This window comes from Streptomyces sioyaensis (genome assembly GCF_004122735.1).
Lineage (GTDB): Bacteria > Actinomycetota > Actinomycetes > Streptomycetales > Streptomycetaceae > Streptomyces > Streptomyces sioyaensis.
This window is the reverse complement of the sequence record NZ_SDIF01000029.1, coordinates 54325-74352: the sequence shown is the minus strand read 5'-3', so window position 1 is coordinate 74352 and position 20028 is coordinate 54325. Positions and strand designations below refer to the sequence as shown.

The window sequence follows — 20028 nt, the reverse complement described above, 5'->3', positions numbered from 1 at the left end:
GAGGAGCCCACCACACCGGAAACCGCCCCCCGCCCCGCCGCGCCAGCCGGGGCCGCCCGGGCCGCTGGGGCCGCCGGGGCGGGGGGCGGTTTCCGGTGTGGTGGGCTCCTCCGGCCGTGCTCCCGGTTGCGGGGCCACCTGGGTGGGCTCGTGCGGGTGGCCGGAGAGCGGGCCCGACGGCGGTCCTGTCGGGTGACTGTCCGGCGGCGGTGAAGAAGTCACGGGTGGCCCTTCCGACGCGTGTGGGCCATCCGGCTATGCGAATTTTGCCCGTGTTTGTCGATGTCAAGGACATTGTGTGCCCGGGTTCGGTACGGTCCGCAAGCGGGGCGGTACACAGGGTGCTTACGGTGGTGGGGACCGCCGTCCATGCGGGCACGGCACCGCGCCGCGCGCTCCCCGGCGGAGCGTCACGGCTCCCCGTGCGCGGCCGTCACGGCGCCCACCCGGCGGACCGCCTGCAAGGGCGGTCCCGAACCGGCAGGAGAGAGCTTGAGCCAGCTGCGAGGCACCACGTCGGCCGGTCCCCCCGGCCCGGTATCCGCCCACCGCGCCCCGCCCGAGGCCCGGGCCTGGGCACACGCGCTCGGGACGGCCGTGGCGGGCATCGTCACGATGCTCGTGATCGCCACGCTCGGCCTGTGGGCGGCCGGCGCCGCGGACCTCCCCGGCGGGGCGTTCCCCTCGGTGGTCGCGGCCACGGTGGTGGTCGCCGCCGGCGGCTCGGTCGGCCTGTCCGGCGACGTCGGAGCGCTCGCCCAGGCCCACGCGAACCTCGACGCCGTACCGCTGTCGGTCACGCTCGCCGGTGCGCTGGTGACCGCCGCCGTCTTCCTGCTGCCGCTGCGCCACCGGGCGGTGGCCGGCACCGGGGAGCTGCTCGGCCGGATCGGCCGTACGGCGGTGTGCTGGCTGGTGCTTCTGCTGCTGCTCGCGCTCGCGGCCGCGCACGACTTCCGGATCTCGGTGGGCAACGACCTCGCCAACCAGCTCGGCGCCGAGCTGGGTGCCACCCCCGTCATCGGCTTCCGCGCCGACCTGCCCGCGACGCTCGGTGTCGGGCTGCTCTGGGTGCTGGCGCTGCTCGTACTGACCTTCCTCATCTCGCGCCGCGCCCCGCTCTCCCCGCGGCTGCTGCACTTCCAGGACTCGGTACGGCCCCCCGCCTTCGCGATGCTGCAGACCCTGCTCGCCTATGCCGCGATCGGGCTGGTCATCGGCATCGTCGAGCTCTTCACCCGGGGGGATCCGGCACGGACCTTCGCCGTCATCTTCCTCGGGCTGCCCAACCTGGCCTGGATGGCGCTGGGCATCGGCACCGGCGGCGGCTGGGTGGGGCACGTCGACAAGGCCATCGGGCTGCCCGTGCCGCCCGCCCTCGACCAGGTGCTGCGCACCCGCGGGCAGCGGACCCTGGACCTCGGTTCGCTCGCCGCGCACGACGGCCGGGTCTGGCTGCTGGTGGCGGTGGCGGCCGTGGTGCTGCTCGCGGTCGCCTTCCGCGCGGCGGTGCGCTCCCCGGCCCGGCGGCCGGCCTGGCGGCACGCCGTCGAGATGGCCGTGGCGCTGGCGCTCACCCTGTTCACCGTCGGACTGCTCACCCGGATCTCCGCCAGCTTCGGCCTCTCCCTGATCGGCGTCGGCGACCTCGGGGGCGGCCTGGGCAATGGGGTCACCCTGGACCCGCAACTCCTGCGCCTGCTGGGGGTGGGCCTCCTGTGGGGGCTGGTCACCGGCTTCCTCGGCAGCCTGCTGGCGCGGCGGGTACGGCACCCGGGCGAGGTACCGGCACCGCAGCGCCCACCGGAACCCTGACCTCACGCCGTCGGCGGCTGCCCCGCGCGGCCCGGGAACACCGGGGTGGCCCAGCGCGGGGGCGGCGGGGGCGCCGCGCTGCGCCGGCCGCCCGGGTCCGCCTGGGCGTCCACCTGCGTCACGGGATGCGCCCGGGCAGCACCCACCGCTGCCCCGGGACCCGCGGTCCGGCCGGCCGCACGCAGCGCCGCCACGAAGCCCCGGCAGGTCTCGTAGCGGTCCTCGGGCGCCTTGGCCAGGGCCTGGGCGAACACCGCGTCGACGGACTCCGGCAGATCCGTCCGCTGCCGGGTCAGGGGCGGCGGCGGATCGTACTGGTGCGCCCACAACAGCGCCATGTCGTCGTCGCGCCGGAACGGCGGTGCCCCGGTCAGCATTTCGAAGAGGACGCAGGCCAGGCTGTAGACATCGCAGCGGCCGTCCACCGGACGGCCCGAGATCTGCTCCGGCGCCACATAGTCCAGGGTGCCGACGAACTGGCCGACGCTGGTGAACCCGGTCAGCGACAGGGACTTCTTCGTCAGCCCGAAGTCGGTGAGGTAGGCGTGCTCGGGGCGGTCGCTGTCGGTGCCCTCGGCGATCAGGATGTTGCCCGGCTTGACGTCCCGGTGCACCAGGTCGTGCGCATGGGCGGCGTCCAGCGCCGAGGCCACCTGGAGGGCGATCCGGCAGGCGGTCTCCAGCGGGAGCGGCCCGTCGCGGTCGAGCAGCGCCCGCAGATCCCGCCCCTCGACGTAGCGCATCGCGATGTAGAGCACGCCTTCGGTCTCCCCGGCCTCGAAGACCGGCACGATGTGCGGGTGGTCGATCGCCGCGGCCACCCGCGACTCATGGGCGAAGCGCTGCCGGAAGGTATCGTTCCGGGCGAGCTCGGGCGCCAGCAGCTTGACCGCCACGGTGCGGCCCAGCCGCAGATCCTCCGCCCGGTAGACCACGGCCATCCCGCCCCGGCCGATCTCGTCCTGGAGCAGATATCCGGCGAGCTGCCGCCCGCGCATCGCGGGGGCGGACGTGGCACGCTCCTGGCCCGGGCCGGCCGCTTCCCGCTCGCCGTTCACCGGAGGTCACCCGCGTCCGGCGGCCGGCGGCGGTCCGCCGGGGTCCATGGCCCGGGTCCGGTCGGGGTCCGGCGGCGGCCGCCCGTCCGGCGGCCCCGCGGGGCCGGGGTCCGTACCGGACGCGGCGTCCCCGGAAACGGTGCCGGATACGGGCCCGGCGGGCTCCTGCGCCGGATCCGCCGCGCCCTCCGGTCCGTCCACCGCGCCCGTTGGCCCGTCAGCCGCGCCCTCCTCCGTCCCGTACGTCCCGTCCGGCGCGTCCCGTCCCCCGGCGCCCGGCTCCGGCGGCTTCTGCCGCCCCGGCCGTGAGGAGGGCTTCGACGCCACGGCGTACGTCTGCAACGACACCCCGTCGCAATAGCACCAGCGCTCGTGCCGGGCGTCGTACAGCCAGACCGCATCGCCGTCCACGACCACCCCCAGCCGCTTGCCCCGGGTGCGCCGGGTGAACGACTCGCCGTCCAACTGCCCGGCTGCCAGCTCCTCCACCAGGTGCCGGTACCGGCTCAGCTCCTCCTCCGCCGCGCCCAGCAGCGGCCGGGGGTCCGCGGTCCGGGCGGCGGGCTGTGCGGCGGCCGGCGGTTCGCGCGGGACGGACAGCAGCAGCCGGCCGTCCACCCAGGTCGACCAGCCGTTGGAGCACAGCGCCAGGGCCCAGTCGCCCCGGCGGTCGACGATCTGGACCGGCAGCAGCGGGTCGAGCGGCGAGGACGGGCGGGTGGTGTCCGGGGCCGCCCAGGTCGCCATCCCCTCCGGTGGGACGACATGGCTGGGGAGGAACTCGGGCGAGGTCATCGGCGGCTCCCGGGCGCTACTCACGCATGATCTCCGGCTCGCGCCGCCGCAGCAGCCTGAGCACCAGGAAGCCGAAAAGCAGCGAGAGCACGATCATCATGCCCATGTTCAGCAGCCAGACCCCCGCGGCGTGCTGGAACAGCGGGTCGGCGGTGCTCGCCTGCGGTACGAGATGGTGCAGATCGATGGTGCCCGCCATGGCGCCGAGCGCCCATCGGGACGGCACCAGCCATGCCAGCTGCTCCAGCACCGGCACGCCGGTCAGCTTCAGCAGCGCACCGCAGAACACGACCTGGACGATCGCGAGGAGGACCAGCAGCGGCATGGTGACCTCCTCCTTCCGCACCAGCGCGGACACGAACAGGCCGAGCATCATGGCGGTGAAGGCCAACAGGGCCACCGCCAGGGTGATTTCGAGCAGCGGCGGCAGCAACACGCCCTTGCCGCCCGGTGCGTTCAGTTTGACACCGAACAGAGCCACCACGGTCAGCACCACGGCCTGGACGATCGTGATCGACCCCAGTACCAGCACCTTGGACATCAGATACGCCGAGCGGGACAGGCCGACGGCTCTCTCACGCTGATAGATCGTCCGCTCCTTGACCAGTTCCCGTACCGCGTTGGCGGCGCCGGTCAGCACCGCTCCGACGCACAGGATCAGCAGCGCGTTGATGGCGCCCGCCCCCTCGGCCAGCGAGGACCCGGCCAGGGCGTGCGCCATCGCCCCCATCACGAACGGCAGCGCGACCATGATGACCAGGAAGGTCCGGTCGGCGGACAGCGCCGCCGCATAGCGCCGGACCAGTGTGTGCAGCTGTTTGCCCCAGCTCTGTGCCTTGGGCGCGGACACCGGCCCCCGCGGCGTCTCCGGGGCGCGCGGCGGCTGGTGGGACTCCATCGCGATGTAGCGGCGGTGCTGCGGCGAGGCGCGGAACTCGCCCGCCCAGTCACGGCCCTGGTCGTTCTCGAAGGCCTCGAACGCCTCCGGCCACTGCGTGTACCCGAAGTAGTGCAGCGCCTCCTGCGGCGGCCCGTAGTAGGCGATCGTGCCGCCCGGCGCCAGAATCAGCAGCCGGTCGCAGACATCGAGGCTCAGCACGCTGTGGGTGACGACGATGACGGTACGGCCGTCGTCCGCGAGGCCGCGCAGCATATGCATGACGGAGCGGTCCATTCCGGGGTCGAGCCCGGAGGTCGGTTCGTCGAGGAAGAGCAGCGACGGCTTCGTCAGCAGCTCCAGCGCGACGCTCACCCGCTTGCGCTGGCCGCCCGAAAGGCTGTGGATCGGCTGCTTCACCCGCTGGTCGAGGCCCAGTTCATGGATCACCTCGTCGACCCGCGCCTGCCGCTCGGCCTTCGCGGTGTCCTCGGGGAAGCGCAGCTGTGCGGCGTAGCCGAGCGCCCGGCGCACGGTCAGCTGCAGATGCAGGATGTCGTCCTGTGGAACCAGCCCGATGCGCTGGCGCAGCTCGGCGTAGTCGCGGTAGAGGTCACGGCCGTCGTAGAGCACCGTGCCGTCGTCCGCGGGGTGCAGTCCGGTCAGCGCGTTGAGCAGCGTCGACTTGCCCGCGCCGCTCGGTCCGACCACGGCGAGCAGCGACTTCTCACCCACCGGGAACGAGACCTTGTCCAGCAGCGTCTTGCGGCCCTTGTCGACGCGTACGGCCAGGTCCTGCACGTCCAGTGACACCTCGCCGGTGTCGATGAACTCCTGGAGTTCGTCGCCGACCAGGGCGAACGCGGAGTGCCCGATACCGACGATGTCGCCGGGGATCATCGGGGCCCGGTCCACCGGCTGGCCGTTGAGGTAGGTGCCGTTGTGGCTGTCCAGGTCGACGATCTCGAAACCGTCCGGGCCCGCGCGCAGCTCCGCGTGCCGTCGGGAGACCGTGAGGTCGTCGACGACCATGTCGTTGTCGGGCGCGCGGCCGATCCGGGTGGTCCGGGCGGCCGGCAGCGGCCGCACCGCACTGGGCCGGCGGAAGGTGCTGGTGCCCGCGGGGTGGGAGACGGCGGAGGGCCGCTCGACCCGGGTCGGGCGGGGAGGTACGGAGAGCACCGCGCACGGCCCGTCGGCGGGGTTGCCGAACCGGATCACACTGCCGGGCCCGACCCCGGACTCCTGCACCCGCCGCCCGTCGGCGTAGGTGCCGTTGGTGCTGCCCTCGTCCTCCACGGTCCAGTGCCCGGCCTTGGCCCGGAGCACCGCGTGATGCCAGGAGACCCGGGCGTCGCTCAGCACGACCTCGCTCGCGGGGTCCCGTCCGACGTGGTAGACGCGGCCGGGGTCCATCACCTGGGTGCCGCCGTCGGACTCGACGACGAGCTCCGGCGCGGTGGGCGCGTCCTGCCACTCGGCCATACCAGAATTTTACGGCGGAGGGACCGGCTCCGCCTCTTCGCGCGGCGGCACCGCGGCCCACAAAGACCCTGCCCAAAACGGCATTTCGCGACATGACCCCCCTTTATTGCGAGCGCATACGACCGGTTACTCGCGAGAATGGGCACAGGTCAACTAGGGTGAGCGATCCGATTGGCTGCACTTTCAAATTCCATGGAAATGCCGGAATTTGTTGCACTGATCGAAGGAAGTCCTGTCGAACCAGGACGATAAGTACAGCGCAGGGCTGCGTGGTGCCGGCAACACCGCAGAGCGTCGGCTTTGTAGGACCCAGCCGGCCCGTCCGTCCTCCGTGGTACGGCGGTGCCGGTCCCTTCTTATTCACCTACCTCCTGAAGGCAAGGCAGAGATGGCACGAGTCTCCCGACACGACCCCGAGCAGATCTCCCGTGACGGCACGCACCCGGTCGACGAGGTGCTCCCGGTCGGCAAGCTCACGCTCTACGGATTCCAGCATGTGCTCGCCTTTTACGCGGGCGCGGTGATCGTCCCGATCATCCTCGGGAACGCCCTCGGCCTGTCTCACGAACAGCTGGTCTACCTGATCAATGCGGACCTTCTGACCTGCGGTATCGCCTCGATCATCCAGGCCCTGGGCATCTGGAAGATCGGCGCCAGGCTGCCGCTGGTCCAGGGCGTCACCTTCACCGCCGTCTCGCCCATGATCGCGATCGGCCTGGGGGCCGGCGGCGGCACCGCCGGTCTGCTCGTCGTCTACGGCGCGGTGATCACGGCAGGCATAGCGACCTTCCTCTTCGCGCCGTTCTTCAGCAAGCTGGTGAAGTACTTCCCGCCGGTCGTCATCGGCACGATCCTCACCATCATCGGCCTCACCCTGATCCCGCAGGGTCTGCAGGACGCGGCCGGCGGTGCGAAGCTGATCGGACACCCCGAATTCGGCGATCTCAAGAACCTCGGATACGCGCTGGGCACCCTGCTGTTCATCCTGCTCGTGGTGCGGCTGGGGAAGCCGTATCTGAGCAGCCTCGCCGTATTGCTCGGCCTGGTCGCCGGCACGGCGGTCGCCTGGTTCTTCGGCGACGCGGATTTCGGTGCGGTGAAGGATTCCGCCTGGTTCGGCGTCAGCACGCCATTCCACTACGGAATGCCGAAGTTCGAGCTCTTCCCGATCATCGCCATGCTCGTCGTCATGCTGATCACCATGGTGGAGACCACCGGCGACGTCTACGCCATCGGGGAGATCACCCGTAAGCGGATCGACAACACCACCGTCGCCAGCGCCCTGCGCGCGGACGGTATCGCCACCGTTCTGGGCGGGGTGCTCAACTCCTTTCCGTACGTGGCATTTGCCGAAAACATCGGCCTGGTGCGGATGTCGAAGGTCATGAGCCGGTTCGTGGTGGTCGCGGCCGGCTGCTTCATGATCGTGATGGGGCTGCTGCCCAAGGCGGGCAGTGTGGTGGCCGCGATTCCGCATCCGGTGCTCGGCGGCGCCGCGATCGCGATGTTCGGCATGGTCGCCACGGTCGGCATCCAGATCCTGGGCAAGGTGGATCTGCGCGAGGAGCGCAATGCGCTGATCCTGGCGGTCAGCTTCGCCGCCTCGCTGCTGCCGACCGCGGTCGAGCCGTTCTTCCAGCGGATGCCGGAGGACGTCCGGGCGGTCCTCGACAGCGGGATCACCCTCGGCAGTCTGACCGCCGTGCTGCTGAACCTCTTCTTCAACGTCTTCACCCGCCGCAGGACGATGGAGATCGACTGGGACGAGATCGAGGCCGACGAACCGGACGAAGCGCCCGGGCCCATGGACGCCCACGCGCCCGCGGACCCGTACGCGCCGGCCGACCCGTACGGTCCGCACGGAGCCCCGGCGCCGCACACTCCGGGCGGCCCGCACTCCCCGGGCGGCCCGCAGTACCCGCCGCACCCGCAGAGCCCCCAGTGGGGTCCGTCCGGCCAGGGTCACTGAGTCCGCCGACGGCCGCGGGCGGGGCGGGACTTGGCAACAGGTCCCGTCCCCCCCCGTTTCCGCCCGTCCGCCTCCGGTGCCCCGCGCCGTCCCGTCAGTGCGTGGGCACGGTGTGGAACGGCGGTGCCTCGCCCGCGTCCCCGATCAGCTCCCAGAAGTGGTCCACCAGCCGGCGCAGATACGCCGAGCGCTCGGCTGCGACCTCCTTGAGGCGGGCGTCGGCGCTCCGCGCCACGACATGCCCCATGTAGCGCTCGGAGAACTCCGCGAACTCCGCATGCATCGTGCGCAGGGCGTCGCTCACCCGGGTCTTGTTCAGCGTGGTGATCGTGGCGACCGGGCCGACGTGCGACTTCCAGCGCCCGTCGATGGCCGTCCGCAGATGCCCGGCCAGCTCCTCGTTGTGCCCCATCACCGCGATCAGCTTGCGCAGCGACAGGCCGAGCGCGTCCACCAGCGCCTTGGTCTGCCGGTAGTCGCCCGTCCACTGCTGTGCCGCCTCGGCCGTCCGGTAGCGGGCCGGGTCCATGCCGATCAGCTGCGACAGGCGCTCCACGCTCAGCTGGCGGGCCATCCGGTGTTCGGCCAGGGTCCGCGGCTCGACGCCCATCAGCACGGTCGGCGGGCACCACAGGACATCGGCCAGGGCGAACAGCTGCGGCTCGGTAGGGAGCTGGGAGCCGTACTCCCAGGCGTCGACGAGCTCGGGGCGTACCGGCGCTCCGCATGCCGTCATGGCCTGGGCCACCTGAGCCGTGCTCAGGCCCACCCGGGCCCGCGCGGATCTGGCCTCTGCGGGGGAAAAGGGAGTGCTGTACACGTTCGGGACACCTCGCTGCACCCGGCGGACGAAGGGTGCTTGGGGGGACTGGAGATGGAGGAACATCCAGGAGCGGGCAGATTAACAGATGGTCCATACGTACGAATCTCCAGTTCGCCCTTCGGATTGAAGGCGTCATGGGCCCTGGAGATCGGGGTGCGGGGGATGTGTGCTATCTGTCCGATTTCATGCCTCAACTCGCTTACCGGGTATAGCCGATGGCTCGTCATTTACCGGGCGGTAGCGATTCTTGGGACCCGCGGCACCTGGCTCCCGCCACGGCCGCTCAGTCGGCCAGGAGTTCCAGATCCAGCCGGCCGATGCGCTCGGCGTCGGCGAGCAGCTCGATGGCGACGACCCGGCCGTCCCGGATGGTGAAGCCGAAGACGGCCCGGGGGGTGCCACCCGGGGCCCAGACGAGTCCCGCGGTGCCCCCGATGAGCGCCGGCTGTGCGGCCTTGGCCCGTCCCACGAAGGCCTCGGCCACCGCCGCCGCCCCGTGCGCCGGGCCCGCCCCCGCCAGCGCGGCCGCGGCGTCGGTGCTCAGCTCCGCCTCCGGGTCGAGCAGCGCCAGCAGCGTCCCGAAGTCCCCGCCGCGCGCGGCCGCGAGAAAGGCGTCGACGGCCTCGCGCTGGCGGGCGACATCGGTCTCGGGAAGGCCGGGCACGCCGCGCACCCGGCGGCGGGCCCGGTCGGCGAGCTGCCGCGTCGCGGCCGGGGTGCGCTCGACGACCGGGGCGATCTCGTCGTACGGCACGGCGAACATGTCGTGCAGCACGAACGCCAGCCGTTCGGCGGGTGCCAGCGTGTCCAGGACGACGAGCAGCGCGAGGCCGACGGAATCGGCGAGCACCGCCTGCTGTTCGGGGCCGGTGGCCTCGTCGTCCGCGGGCCCCGCGGCCGCGTCCGTCCGGTGCGCCTCCTTGGAGTCCTGCCGCCGGGTCGCGCGCGAGCGCAGCATGTCGAGCGACACCCGCGCGATGACCGTGGTGAGCCGGCCGCCGAGGTTCTCCACCTCACCGGCGCCGGAGCGGCTCAGCCGCAGCCAGGCCTCCTGGACGGCGTCCTCCGCCTCGCCGGTCGAGCCGAGCGCCCGGTAGGCCACCGCTCGCATCCGGGGGCGGTACCGCTCGAACCGCTCCGCCAGCAGGTCCTGCTCGTCCATCGGTCACCCGTCCCTCGTCCGTCGTGGTGGTGTGCCGGAGACGTGACCCGTGGGGCAGAGCCGGTGTGACCCCCGAGCGTCAGGCTGCCACGGAGCGGGGTGCGCCGCCCGTCACCGGGCGGGACGTGGCGAGGCGGGCCCGGGCGGAGCAGCGGTGTCCGGCCGGCGGTCCGCAGGGGCGGGCGTATGGCCCAACACCCGTATCAGAACTCGGAGTTGGCGAACCAGTGCGCCAGCAGCTCCTCGTCGCCGACGGTCTCGACGGCGTCCGCGCCGCGGTCGAGGCGGCCGTACAGGAGGAGCAGCAGATCCGCGGCGGGTGCCTCGACACCGGCGTCTGCGGAGTCGGGGGCCGCGGCCTGCGGGGCGAGGCCGAAACCGTCGGGGCGCAGGCGGACCAACCAGTCGCCGGCCGTGTCCGTGCACCGGAAGCGGAGGGTCTCGCCGTCGCCGCGCAGGTGCGCCACCTTGGGGGCGAAGGAGGCCGCGAACGGCAGATTGACCAGGAACTCGTCCACGCCGTCGGCCGCGAGTACGGGATCGATCACCGGCCGGAGACCGACGGCACGCTCCGCGTCGGTGCGGTGCACCAGCGTCTCGAACAGCATCCGCCGCATCCAGAACCGGGCGTGCGGGTCGGCGCCCCAGGCCCACATCGGGGCATCCGGGTCGGTCCCGGCGAAGGCATCGGCGGCCTCCGCCGCACTCGCCGTCAGCCAGTCGGCCCAGCCGCCGTCGTCCGCGGGCAGCCGCAACTCCACCTCGCGGCTGGCCGGAGGCTCCTGGACCCGCCGGCGCAGCAGGAGCGAGAACAGCCGCTGCACGCTCCCGGTGTGACGGACCAGGTCCCGGAGCGTCCACTCGGGGCAGCCGGGCACCGGGACCGACAGGTCCGCGCCGTCCAGTGCCGCCACGAACCGTACGGTCTGTGTCGCGACGGCGTCGCGGTGCACGGCAGGGGCGACGGCCGCCCGGCCCGGGGTGTCCGACGAGTTCATGGGCGCTGCTCTTCCGCTCGCTGCGGCCCGGTGACCGGACCGCCGGGCCTCTGCGCGCAGCCTGTCACAACCGGCCGGGGAGGGGACGAGCGGCCACCCGGTGCGCGGGTGGCCGCCGGCACTGTCCGTCGGGCTGCCGGCACCGTCCGCCGGGTCAGCCGACGTGGACCCGCGGGCGCCGGGCCGGGTCGGGCTCGGCGCGGCGGAGGACCTCCCGGGCGACCGGCGCGACCTCGCCGTCACCGAAGACCAGGAAGCGCAGCAGATGACTGACCGGATGACCCTCGGTCCAGTTGAAGTAGATGTGCGGAACCTGGCCGGTGTGCTCGCGCAGCTGCATCAGCACGGCCGCGATGGTGTTCGCCACGCCGGCGCCCTCGACCCGCAGGATCTGCGCCCCGTACCGCTCCTCGCCCCGGACGTGCAGATCCGTGGTGAAGTCCGAGGAGTCCCGGACCGTCACCTCCAGGAACAGCACCGGCCGGCCGTCGGGGATATGGGTCTCCTCGCGCTGGCTGTACTCCTTCTCCCGGTACTCCGCCGCGTCCCGCTCATCGGGCTCGTTGGCGATCACCCGCAGCGGACCGGCCGCCAGCGCGGTGTCGATCAGCCGCTGTGCCGTTTCGTCGAAGTCGACCTGTACGGCGCGCAGTTCGAAGGCCCGGTGGACACGTGAGGCGAACGAGGTCAGCAGGATGCCGAGGATGAACAGCAAGGCGATCTTCAGACCGTCCGGCCGCTCGATGACATTGGTGACCAGGGTGTAGCCGAAGACCAGGGTGATGGCGCCGAACCCGGCGGTGGCCGCGCGCAGCCGCCGGTGGCGGGCGGCGACGGTGGAGGCGAACGACGCCGAGAGCATCAGCACCAGCACACCGGTCGCATAGGCACCGCTCTGGTCGTCGACGCTGGCATTGAAGAAGAAGGTGATGCCGAAGGCGGTGGCCAGGAAGATGAGCACCAGCGGACGCACCGCCCGGGTCCACTCCGGTGCCATGCCGTAGCGCGGCAGATAGCGCGGTACGAGGTTGAGCAGTCCGGCCATCGCCGAGGCGCCGGCGAACCAGAGGATGGCGATGGTGGAGATGTCGTAGACGGTGCCGAAGCCCTCGCCGAGGTACTGGTGCGCCAGATAGGCCAGCGCACGCCCGTTGGCCGCGCCGCCGGTGTCGAACTCCTTCTGCGGAATGAGCAGGGTGGTCGCCAGGCTCGACAGCAGCAGGAAGCCGCTCATGACCAGCGCCGCGGTGGTCAGCAGCCGGCGGGTGCCGCGGATCCGGCCGGCCGGGCGCGCGGGGGTGTCGGCGGCGTCGCCCTGGACCTGCGGCATGACGGCGACACCCGTCTCGAAGCCGGACATGCCCAACGCCAGCTTGGGGAAGACCAGCAGCGCCACCCCGACGATCGCCAGCGGCGAGGAGTGCCCGGCGGTCAGCGTGCCCCACCAGTTGTCGATCACCACCGGGTGCGACAGCACGTGCCAGGCCGCGGTGGCCAGGACGACGACGTTCAGCGTCAGATAGACCCCGACCAGACCGACGGCTATGCCTATCGCCTCACGGAAACCCTTGAGGAACACCGCGCCCAGGGCGGCCAGCAGCAGCAAGGTGATCCACAGGTTCGCGCCGTGCAGCAGGGGAGGGGCGAACGGGTTCTCCACGACGTGCGCCGAGGCGTCCGCGGCCGACAGCGTCATGGTGATGATGAAGTCCGTGGCGGCGAACCCCAGCAGCACCAGGACCAGCAGCTTGCCCGCCCACCACGGCAGCAGCCGCTCCAGCATGGCGATCGAACCCTCGCCGTTCGGGCTCTCCTTGGCGACCCTGCGGTACACCGGGAGGGCGCCGAGCAGGGTCAGCGCGATCAGGACGAGGGTGGCGAACGGCGAGAGCACCCCGGCCGCCAGCGCGGCGATGCCCGGCTGATAGCCGAGGGTCGAGAAGTAGTCGACACCCGTGAGGCACATGACGCGCCACCATGAGTGCCCCTTGTGCTCGGCCGGCGGGGTGCCGTGCGGCCCGGGGTGGCGAGCGGCCTGACTGGTCAGCCCGTCCAGCAGCCAGGCACGCCACCGCCGGGAGGCGGGGGCAGGGGGCGTGGGGTCCGCCTGGACAGTGGTGGTCATGTGGGCACGTCCTGCCGATCTCTTCGGTCGTCGGATTTGGGCAACGAGCAGCGAGTATGCATCACCGTGGGGACGGTGTCGCCGGCTGCCCCGCACCAGACGACATGCTCGGCGTCAAGAAAGCGTTAGGACGACGTCAGGAAGCGTCTGTCGTCCGTACGTACGGCGTTAAGGACCGCGCGTCGGCGCTCCCGCCCGGCCTTCGGCGCGCAGTCTGGCGTCAGGGTCCACCGCGGGTCCACCGGACCGCACCGGTCCGCCGCAGGGGCCGCAGCTGGAGGTGTCCCCCATGGCTCTGCTGCACCGGCCGGCGCCCGCGCGCCGCCCCCTCGCAGTCCGGCGTCCCCTGCCCCGCGCGGCGGCGCGCCCCGCGCGCCCGGCCCACCCGGTGGCGCCCGGCCGCACCCTCGGCCGTGACCTCGCCCTGCCGCTCGGCACGGTGGGAGCGGCGCTCCTGGTGACCGCCCTGATGCTGACCGGCGGGAGTGCCCCCGCCCCCGTCGCTCTGGCCGCCTTCCTCCTGCTGACGGTGGCGTTCTCCGCGCTCGCCCGGCCGGTCGTGGTGCCCGCAGTGGCTCTGGTGTCCTGGCTGTTCTACGACGGCTTCGTGCTGAACGGGCACTCCGACCTGGCCTTCCGGGCGCAGGACCGGACGAGTCTGCTGATGCTCCTCCTCGCCGCTGCCGCGGGCGCGTGCGGGGCCGCCGCCGTGCGCGCCGTCCGGCGCCGCTCGGCCCGTTGACCGGTCCGGGTCCGTTGACCGGTCCGGGTCCGCTGACCGTCCGCGCCGGCTGACCGGTCCGCACCGGTTGAACCGGTCCGCACCGGGCGCCCGGACCGGTCCGGGCCGTCGCCCGCGCCCCGCGGTCCCGTCCGGCGCCGTCGCGTACGACGGACGGGCCCGGGTGGTCAGCGCCGGCAGCAGCGGTGGCGGCAACGGGCGACGGCCGCCCGCCGCCGGCGGGACGCGGCCCGCTGCCAGGGGCGCGCGGCCCCCAGGAAACCGAGCCCGATGCCCAGCAGCCAGGCGTCCTTGGCCAGCGGAAAGCCGTCCTGCGTCGGCCGCAGACTCTTCGGCTGCCGCATCCCCGGGGTCCGCAGATACAGCCCGACCAGCCCGCCGGAGAACCCGGTCAGCGCCAGCCCCGCCAGTCGGGTCGGCACGAAGGGTGCCAGCAGCGCGCCGCCGACCGCGATCTCCGAGCACGCCAGCAGCCGGGTGAACCGCTCGGCGGGAAGCCGGTCCAGGAACGGATAGGCGACGACGGCCATCCCGTGCACGCCCTCGGCGGTCGCCCGGTCGGCCCGCAGCTTCATCAGCCCGGAGTTCAGGAAGAACGCGCCGGTGGCCAGTCGGGGAGCCACATCTCGCGCTTCGGGCAGGTGCACCACGGGAGCCTCCAAGATCAAGTCTTCGGCCCCCTGAACGAGCCTAGCCAGGGGACAACCGGGCTGCATCCGACGACGGCCGCGGCCGACACCCTCCGGGCGATCACGGCGGACACCCTCCGGGCGATCACGGCGCACACCCTCCGGGCGACCACGGCGCGACGGGACGGCGCCCGCACCGCCGCCCTCACAACTCGGGCACGTCGCCCCACTGGTCGAGCACGTCGTCGGCCGACTCCGGGCCGGTGTCCGGCCCGCTTCCGTCGAGGGACTGCTCGGTCCAGATGACCTTGCCGCCGGGGGTGTACCGGGTGCCCCAGCGCTGGGCGAACTGGGCGACCAGGAAGAGCCCGCGGCCGCCCTCGTCCGTGGTGGCGGCCCGGCGCAGATGCGGGGAGGCGCTGGTGCCGTCGGAGACCTCGCAGATCAGGCTGCGGTCGTAGAGCAGGCGGACCCGGATCGGCTGGGCGCCGTAGCGGATGGCGTTGGTGAGCAGCTCGCTGAGGATCAGCTCGGTGGTGAACTGGGTCGCCCTCAGCCCCCAGGACTCCAGCATGTCCAGACAGGCCGCCCGGACGGGCGCGACCGCCGCCGGGTCGGAAGCCACCTCCCAGTCGGCGACCCTGGCGGGGTCCAGCAGCCGGGTACGGGCCACCAACAGGGCGATGTCGTCGCTGGGGTGGGCGGGCAGCATCGCGTCGAGGACCGCCGTACAGGTCTGCTCCGGGGTGCGGTCCGCCCCGGCGGCCAGCGATGTACGCAGCAGCTCCAGACCGGTGCCGATGGCGCGGTCACGGTTCTCCACCAGCCCGTCCGTGTACAGCACCAGCCGGGAGCCCTCGCTCAGGGTGAGCTCCGCGGTCTCCACCGGCACGCTGCCGCCCAGGCCCAGCGGCGGGGAGACGGGGACCTCGGGGAACGAGACGGTGCCGTCGGGGCCGATCACGGCCGGCCCGGGGTGGCCGGCCCGGGCCAGGGTGGTCCGGCCGCCCACCGGGTCGTAGATGGCGTACAGACAGGTCGCGCCGGTGATGCCGGTGCGCCCCGCGCCCGCCGGGCCGCCGTCGTTGTGGCCGGGCGGGCCGCCCGGCCACAACCCCTCGTCGCCGGGCCCGTCCCCGCCCCCGTCGCCGGTGCCGAGGCCGGCCGCCCGCGCCTCGTCGGTGTCGATATGGCTGACCAGTTCGTCCAGATGGAAGAGCAGCTCGTCGGGCGGCAGATCGAGGGCGGAGAAGTTGTGGACCGCGGTACGCAGCCGGCCCATGGTGGCAGCGGCGTGCAGGCCGTGGCCGACGACGTCGCCGACCACCAGCGCCACCCGGGCGCCCGGCAGCGGGATGACGTCGAACCAGTCGCCGCCGACCCCGGCGTGGGCCGGCAGATAGCGGTGCGCCACCTCCAGGGCGGACTGCTCGGGCAGGGTCTGGGGCAGCAGACTGCGCTGCAGGGTGACGGCCGTGGTGTGCTCGCGGGTGTAGCGGCGGGCGTTGTCGATCGCGACCGCGGCCCGCGCGGTCAGCTCCTCGGCGAACGCCATGTCCTCCTCCTCGAAGCGACCGGAGGCCTCGGCCCGCCAGAAGTTGGCGAGCCCGAGGATCACGCCCCGCGCCTGGAGCGGTACCGCGATCAGCGACCGGATCCCCCGGTCCAGCACGCGCCGGGCGCCCGCCACGTTCTGCCGCCGCCAGTCGTCCGCCGTGCGCAGATCCCCCACGAGCACCGGCCGTCCGCTCGCCAGCACCTGGGCCATCGGGGTGCCGTCCACCACGGCGAGGGCCTCGCCGACCCGGTAGGTCGCCGACTCCTCGGGGAGGCCGCGGATCGCCGTCCGCCGCAGCACGGCGTTCGCCCCGGTCTCCGGTTCGCCGCCGTGCCGCACCGGGTCCAGCAGTTCGACGGTGACCACATCGGCGAACCGGGGGACCGCGACGGCCGCCAGCTCCTCGGCGGTGCGCCCCACGTCCAGCGTGGTGCCGATCCGCAGCCCCGCGTCGTAGATCAGCCTCAGCCGCTCCTGGGCCACCCCCGCCCGGCCGGACAACGCCCGCAGCTCGGTGGTGTCCCGCAGCGTCACCACGGTCCCGGCCCGGCCGCTGCGGGGGGCGGTGGGCCGGACGTTGACCGAGAGCAGCCGGTCGCCCGCCAGATGCACCTCGTCGGTCGCGGGCCGTCCCGAGGCCAGCAGGGTGCTCAGCCGCGTCGACAGGCCCAGGTCCGCGACCGGACGCCGCTCCGCGTCCGCGGGCAGTTCGAGCAGCCGCCGGGCCTCGTCGTTGGCCAGCAGCAGCACCCCGTCACAGCTGATGATCAGTACGCCCTCCCGTACGGCGTGCAGCACCGCGTCGTGGTGGTCGTACATCCGCCGCATCTCGGCCGGATGCAGCCCGTGTGTCTGCCGCCGCAGCCGGTTGCTCACCCATGCCGCCCCGCCGGTGACCAGCAGCAGCGCCCCGGCGGCGGAACCGAGCAGCAGCGGCAGCTGGCGCTCCGTCCATTCGTCCGCCTGGTGGACGCGGATCGCGACGGAGATCAGCCCGGCGATCGAGCCGTTCTTGGCGCGGACCGGCACCGTGGTGCTCACCGCCGGGCCGACCGACGTGGTGAACGTGGCGGTGTGCGCCTTGCCGTCGAGCGGCGGCCGGCGGGTGGCGGGTTTGCCGATCAGGCGGGGATCGGGGTGGGTCCAGCGGATGCCGTCGGGACGGAGCGCGACGACGAGGTCCGCACCGGAGGCCTTGCGCGCCGCCTCCGCCGCGGGCTGGAGCTGCGCGGTCGGGTCGGCGGACTGCATGGCGGCGAGGGTGCCCGGCGCATGGGCGAAGGTCTCGGCGCCGACGGCCGAACGCTCCCGGGCCTCCTGTGTGCCCGCGCGCTCCGACTGGAAGAAGAGGGCCAGCAGCGCCGCGACGACCAGCAGCACCGTGAGCGCGAGCTGCAGTACGAACACCTGGCCCGCGACGCTGTGGGTGGTCAGCAGTGCGCGCAGGTGCTGTCCCGGGGAGCGTGACGATCCCGGGGAATCGTCGCGCCCTCGCCGGAAAAATTCCCTCATGACCCAATATTTAGCATTACGCCCAGTCAGTCGTGACGGCCCCACGTGGTGGCGGTCCGCCGCGGCCGGAAAAACCGGTGGCGCCCCTGACCGGCACCGCGCTAGCGTCTGCGGCGTTCGGGACGGCGGCAGTGGCCGCTGTCATCAGCCGTGTGAGCGAACGGGAGGTGAGGACATTGATGACTGCCGTTGCGGTGGGCACTGCCCGCATTCAGGAGTTCCTCAACCCCACCCCTGTGGTCTCCGGCTGACGCAGCTTCATCACGCACTTCCGCGCGTGGGCGCGGCGCCGGGGCCCCACCCTCTGAAGGGCCATCCCGTTGTTCAACCTCACCTTCTCCGCTGCGCACCCGCTGTCCGCCTACGGCTGGGACCAGGGGTTCGCGGAGAGTTTTGTTCCCTTTGCCGAGCAGGGGTTCCTGCCCGGCCGGATCGTCCGCGTGGACCGCGGGCGGGTGGATGCCGTCGTGCCGGACGGCGACGGCATCCGGACCGTGCTGGCGGACACCGCGCTGGTGGCCACCGGTGATCCCCTGCGCGTGCCGTGCACCGGGGACTGGGCCGCGCTCGACCTCGGCAACGGCCGGAGCGGAGCCCATGTCGACGGCGTCGTACGGGCGTTGCTGCCGCGCCGCACGGCATTCGTGCGCTCCACGTCCTCGAAGCGGGCCGAGGGCCAGGTACTGGCCACCAACCTCGACCACATCGCCATCTGTGTCTCGCTCGCGGAGCCGCTGGACCTCGGGCGGATCGAGCGGTTCCTGGCGCTGGCGATGTCCAGCGCGTCCGACGAGGGACCGCTGGACACCTCCGCCCCCGCCCCGGCGGGCGGGGCACAGCCCGTGATCGTGCTGACCAAGTCGGATCTGGCCGGGGCACCCGAGGGCCTCGCCCATCTCGTCGCGGATGCCGCATCCGTGGCGCCCGGAGTGCCGGTGCTGGCGGTCAGTTCGGCGACCGGTGACGGGCTCGATGTGCTCCGCGCCGTGCTCGCGGGCGGCACCTCCGTCCTGCTCGGCCGGTCCGGTGCCGGCAAGTCCACCCTGGTCAACGTCCTCGTCGGCGAGGAGGTGCAGCTGGTGCAGGCGATCCGCGACCGGGACGGCAAGGGCCGGCACACCACGACCACCCGCGATCTGCGGCCGCTGCCCGGCGGCGGGGTCCTCATCGACACACCGGGGCTGCGCGGCGTCGGGATGTGGGACGCACACACCGGCCTCGCCCGGACGTTCTCGGACGTCGAGGAACTGGCCGAGGAGTGCCGTTTCCACGACTGCGCACACCGCGGCGAACCCGGCTGCGCGGTGCAAGAGGCCGTCGACAGCGGTGAGTTGAGCGTCCGGCGGCTGGAGAACTACCGCAAGCTCCAGCGCGAGAACCAGCGCATCGTGGCGAAGACGGACGCCCGGCTGCGCGCCGAACTCCGCCGGGACTGGAAGCAGAAGCAGGCGCTGGGCCGGCACATGATGGAGCGGAAGCGGGGGCCGCAACGTTGAGACGGCAGTTCGGGGGAGGGGCCGGTCCCTCCCCCGAGAGCCACCCCCGACAGCCACGTCCGATTTCCGCCGGCCGGGTGCTTCCCGGTGGTCACGACCGGCATCCACTGCCGGCCGAGCTGCCCCGCGGTCACTCCCAAGCGGGTGCACGTGCGGTTCTTCCCGGCGGCCGCCGCCGCGCAGGGCGCCGGATTCCACCGGGCAGCGGACGGGGCGCCGGCGGCGGTGGAGCCGCCGGCGTACGCCGCGGCCGGGCGGGCCGGGTGACTCCTCAGCCCGCGGACGCCTCCCCGGCCGGTCCGGCTGACGCCTCAGCCCGCCGACACCGCCCCGGCCCAGGCCCCGGCGACCAGCAGGCAGGCGAACAGCTCGACCAGCACGCTCAGGCCGGTGGCGCGCAGCACCGTACGGGTCGAGGCCCAGGCCTGGCCGTGGCCGCCGAGCCGGACCCGTTCCAGCAGATAGAGACCGCCGACGGCGCCCAGCGGGCACCCGAGGACCGGGACCACGAAGAACCCCACGATGCCGGCCACCCCCGCCAGGAACAGGGTCCGGTACGGCGCGCCCGCGGCCCGCGGATTGCGGGCCGGCAGCAGCCACTTCACCACCTGGTTGAGCAGCAGCACGGCAGTGGCGCCGATGAGCACCGCCCAGGCCGGGCCGGACTTCTCGGACAGCGCCCACCACATCGTGGCCGCCCACACGATCAGCGGTCCGGGGATACCGGGCACCAGCACCCCGAGCAGCCCGAGCAGCATGACCAGGCCGACCGCCACCAGCTGCCACACACTCATGCGCGGGCCCCGCTCCGCCCGGCGGCCCCGCCGTCACGGGGCGCGGCTCCCGTCCCGGCCCGCCCGCAGCCCGCACTCACCCGCCGGCCTCACTCCCGGTGGGCGCACGCCCCGTGACGGACCGTCCGCTGCACACTCTCATGGGCCCAGCGTGCCGGACGCGGCCCGGAAGCGCTTGCCGGCGGACTCC

15 protein-coding genes are annotated in these 20028 nt (G+C 73.0%); 5 read left to right on the top strand and 10 right to left on the bottom strand.

Going from position 1 to position 20028, the window contains the following annotated elements:
* Positions 1 to 492: 492 nt before the first annotated feature.
* Positions 493 to 1815, top strand: coding sequence for a streptophobe family protein (locus EST54_RS13360; protein ID WP_129247823.1), 1323 nt, complete (start codon positions 493 to 495; stop codon positions 1813 to 1815).
* Between the two features lie 2 nt (positions 1816 to 1817).
* Here the strand turns inward: EST54_RS13360 and EST54_RS13355 are convergent, their stop codons facing one another.
* From EST54_RS13355 to EST54_RS13345, 3 genes are all read right to left on the bottom strand, one after another.
* Complete coding sequence (locus tag EST54_RS13355; protein WP_129247829.1) at positions 1818 to 2813, bottom strand: serine/threonine-protein kinase; 996 nt, start codon at positions 2811 to 2813, stop codon at positions 1818 to 1820.
* Between the two features lie 66 nt (positions 2814 to 2879).
* On the bottom strand, positions 2880 to 3668 hold the full coding sequence (locus EST54_RS13350; protein WP_129247822.1) for a hypothetical protein: 789 nt from the start codon (positions 3666 to 3668) through the stop codon (positions 2880 to 2882).
* Between the two features lie 16 nt (positions 3669 to 3684).
* Positions 3685 to 6030, bottom strand: coding sequence for an ABC transporter ATP-binding protein/permease (locus EST54_RS13345; RefSeq protein ID WP_129247821.1), 2346 nt, complete (start codon positions 6028 to 6030; stop codon positions 3685 to 3687).
* A gap of 388 nt (positions 6031 to 6418) precedes the next feature.
* Here EST54_RS13345 and EST54_RS13340 point away from each other — a divergent pair, with 388 nt between their 5' ends.
* Positions 6419 to 7999, top strand: coding sequence for a solute carrier family 23 protein (locus EST54_RS13340; RefSeq protein WP_129247820.1), 1581 nt, complete (start codon positions 6419 to 6421; stop codon positions 7997 to 7999).
* 94 nt (positions 8000 to 8093) lie between these two features.
* Here the strand turns inward: EST54_RS13340 and EST54_RS13335 are convergent, their stop codons facing one another.
* The 4 genes from EST54_RS13335 to EST54_RS13320 form a co-directional block, all read right to left on the bottom strand.
* Positions 8094 to 8735, bottom strand: coding sequence for a transcriptional regulator (locus tag EST54_RS13335; protein ID WP_129247819.1), 642 nt, complete (start codon positions 8733 to 8735; stop codon positions 8094 to 8096).
* Between the two features lie 370 nt (positions 8736 to 9105).
* Positions 9106 to 9984: a sigma-70 family RNA polymerase sigma factor gene (locus tag EST54_RS13330; RefSeq protein ID WP_129247818.1), complete on the bottom strand. Its 879-nt coding sequence runs from the start codon at positions 9982 to 9984 to the stop codon at positions 9106 to 9108.
* 203 nt (positions 9985 to 10187) lie between these two features.
* Positions 10188 to 10982: a maleylpyruvate isomerase family mycothiol-dependent enzyme gene (locus EST54_RS13325; RefSeq protein ID WP_129247817.1), complete on the bottom strand. Its 795-nt coding sequence runs from the start codon at positions 10980 to 10982 to the stop codon at positions 10188 to 10190.
* A gap of 154 nt (positions 10983 to 11136) precedes the next feature.
* Positions 11137 to 13107, bottom strand: a complete 1971-nt coding sequence (locus EST54_RS13320) for an APC family permease (protein WP_129247816.1) — start codon at positions 13105 to 13107, stop codon at positions 11137 to 11139.
* 289 nt (positions 13108 to 13396) lie between these two features.
* On the opposite strand from EST54_RS13320, the gene EST54_RS13315 reads away from it, so the two are divergent.
* Positions 13397 to 13849 (top strand): DUF4118 domain-containing protein, encoded by a 453-nt coding sequence (locus EST54_RS13315; protein WP_239012667.1) that lies wholly within the window; start codon positions 13397 to 13399, stop codon positions 13847 to 13849.
* 167 nt (positions 13850 to 14016) lie between these two features.
* On the opposite strand, the gene EST54_RS13310 is transcribed toward EST54_RS13315, so the two are convergent.
* Both EST54_RS13310 and EST54_RS13305 read right to left on the bottom strand, forming a co-directional pair.
* Positions 14017 to 14499: a hypothetical protein gene (locus tag EST54_RS13310; RefSeq protein WP_129247815.1), complete on the bottom strand. Its 483-nt coding sequence runs from the start codon at positions 14497 to 14499 to the stop codon at positions 14017 to 14019.
* 184 nt (positions 14500 to 14683) lie between these two features.
* A complete protein-coding gene (locus EST54_RS13305) occupies positions 14684 to 17548 on the bottom strand; it encodes a SpoIIE family protein phosphatase/ATP-binding protein (protein WP_129247814.1) in 2865 nt (954 codons plus the stop codon).
* Between the two features lie 320 nt (positions 17549 to 17868).
* On the opposite strand from EST54_RS13305, the gene rsgA reads away from it, so the two are divergent.
* Positions 17869 to 19044 carry a ribosome small subunit-dependent GTPase A gene (rsgA, locus tag EST54_RS13300; RefSeq protein WP_129247813.1) on the top strand — a complete coding sequence of 392 codons (1176 nt, stop codon included), beginning with the start codon at positions 17869 to 17871 and terminating at the stop codon, positions 19042 to 19044.
* An 87-nt stretch (positions 19045 to 19131) separates the two neighbouring features.
* Positions 19132 to 19311, top strand: coding sequence for an Ada metal-binding domain-containing protein (locus tag EST54_RS36155; protein ID WP_239013126.1), 180 nt, complete (start codon positions 19132 to 19134; stop codon positions 19309 to 19311).
* 44 nt (positions 19312 to 19355) lie between these two features.
* Here the strand turns inward: EST54_RS36155 and EST54_RS13290 are convergent, their stop codons facing one another.
* Positions 19356 to 19838 (bottom strand): DUF456 domain-containing protein, encoded by a 483-nt coding sequence (locus EST54_RS13290; RefSeq protein WP_129247812.1) that lies wholly within the window; start codon positions 19836 to 19838, stop codon positions 19356 to 19358.
* Positions 19839 to 20028 lie beyond the last annotated feature (190 nt).

Bases quoted from the DNA above. Each gene is read 5' to 3' on its own strand.
- EST54_RS13355 (WP_129247829.1), bottom strand. From the start codon at position 2,813: ATGCGCGGGCGGCAGCTCGCCGGATATCTGCTCCAGGACGAGATCGGC.
- EST54_RS13350 (WP_129247822.1), bottom strand. From the start codon at position 3,668: ATGACCTCGCCCGAGTTCCTCCCCAGCCATGTCGTCCCACCGGAGGGG.
- EST54_RS13345 (WP_129247821.1), bottom strand. From the start codon at position 6,030: ATGGCCGAGTGGCAGGACGCGCCCACCGCGCCGGAGCTCGTCGTCGAG.
- EST54_RS13340 (WP_129247820.1), top strand. From the start codon at position 6,419: ATGGCACGAGTCTCCCGACACGACCCCGAGCAGATCTCCCGTGACGGC.
- EST54_RS13335 (WP_129247819.1), bottom strand. From the start codon at position 8,735: ATGACGGCATGCGGAGCGCCGGTACGCCCCGAGCTCGTCGACGCCTGG.
- EST54_RS13330 (WP_129247818.1), bottom strand. From the start codon at position 9,984: ATGGACGAGCAGGACCTGCTGGCGGAGCGGTTCGAGCGGTACCGCCCC.
- EST54_RS13325 (WP_129247817.1), bottom strand. From the start codon at position 10,982: ATGAACTCGTCGGACACCCCGGGCCGGGCGGCCGTCGCCCCTGCCGTG.
- EST54_RS13320 (WP_129247816.1), bottom strand. From the start codon at position 13,107: ATGACCACCACTGTCCAGGCGGACCCCACGCCCCCTGCCCCCGCCTCC.
- EST54_RS13315 (WP_239012667.1), top strand. From the start codon at position 13,397: ATGGCTCTGCTGCACCGGCCGGCGCCCGCGCGCCGCCCCCTCGCAGTC.
- EST54_RS13305 (WP_129247814.1), bottom strand. From the start codon at position 17,548: ATGAGGGAATTTTTCCGGCGAGGGCGCGACGATTCCCCGGGATCGTCA.
- EST54_RS13290 (WP_129247812.1), bottom strand. From the start codon at position 19,838: ATGAGTGTGTGGCAGCTGGTGGCGGTCGGCCTGGTCATGCTGCTCGGG.